2 protein-coding genes are annotated in these 783 nt (G+C 65.4%); both read right to left on the bottom strand.

Annotated elements, in window-relative coordinates; translation table 11 throughout:
• Positions 1-498 (bottom strand): SAM-dependent methyltransferase (locus tag EN939_RS36490; protein WP_206528465.1); only part of this gene is annotated, 498 nt, incomplete at its 3' end.
• Positions 495-783, bottom strand: a 289-nt coding sequence (locus EN939_RS36485; RefSeq protein ID WP_206528464.1) for a prolipoprotein diacylglyceryl transferase family protein, incomplete at its 5' end; no start/stop codon positions are given. The genes EN939_RS36485 and EN939_RS36490, both read right to left, overlap by 4 nt.

Genomic DNA, 783 nt, shown 5'->3' with positions numbered 1-783 from the left:
GAACTGGCGGATGGGCACGGCGTCGAACAGTTCGTTGCCGACGATGAACAGCGGTTGCTGCGGCAAGGTCTCGATGGTTTCATGCCAGCCAACCGCGAAGGGTGTGGCGCCAAGCGTCTGCTTTTGCACCTCGGTCAGGCGCGGGCTGGTCTCGATCATGGCGAAGGTGGCGCCGCTGGCCAGATCAGGATCGAGCCGCGACAGCGTACGCAGCATGTCCTTCATCAGCGTGCCGCGGCCGGGGCCGATCTCGGCGATGGTGGCCGGCAGCGGCCGGCCGCTCGCCTGCCACGCCTGGTACATCCACACGGCGACCAATTCGCCGAACATTTGGCTGATCTCCGGCGCGGTGATGAAGTCACCGGCCGCACCAAAAGGCTCGCGCGTCGTGTAGTAGCCGTCCGCCGGGTCGAACAGGCACATCGCCATGTATTCGTTGATCGGTATCGGCCCCAGGGCCTCGATCAGGTCGACGATGCGGGTCTTCAGCCGTGTCATGCCGGCTGCGGCTGCGTCACCGGCTTGGCGGTCAGCATCGCCCAGATGCCGGCCAGCACCATCGGCGTCGACAGGATCATGCCCATGGTCAGCCAGTTGGTGCCGAGGAGGTAGCCGAGCTGCTGGTCGGGCTCGCGGAAGAACTCGACAAAAATGCGCGACAGGCCGTAGCCGCAGATGAAGGCGCCGCCGACGAAGCGCGGCGTCTTCAGCTTGAGGCGCGAATGGGTGAGAATGCGCAGCACGAGGAACAGCACCACGCCTTCGAGAAGCGCCTCGTAGAGC

It is taken from the genome of Mesorhizobium sp. M7A.F.Ca.CA.002.05.1.1 (assembly GCF_003998335.1).
In the GTDB taxonomy this organism is placed as follows: domain Bacteria; phylum Pseudomonadota; class Alphaproteobacteria; order Rhizobiales; family Rhizobiaceae; genus Mesorhizobium.
The sequence above is the reverse complement of the archived record's forward strand: the minus strand, read 5'-3'. Positions and strand labels throughout refer to the sequence as shown.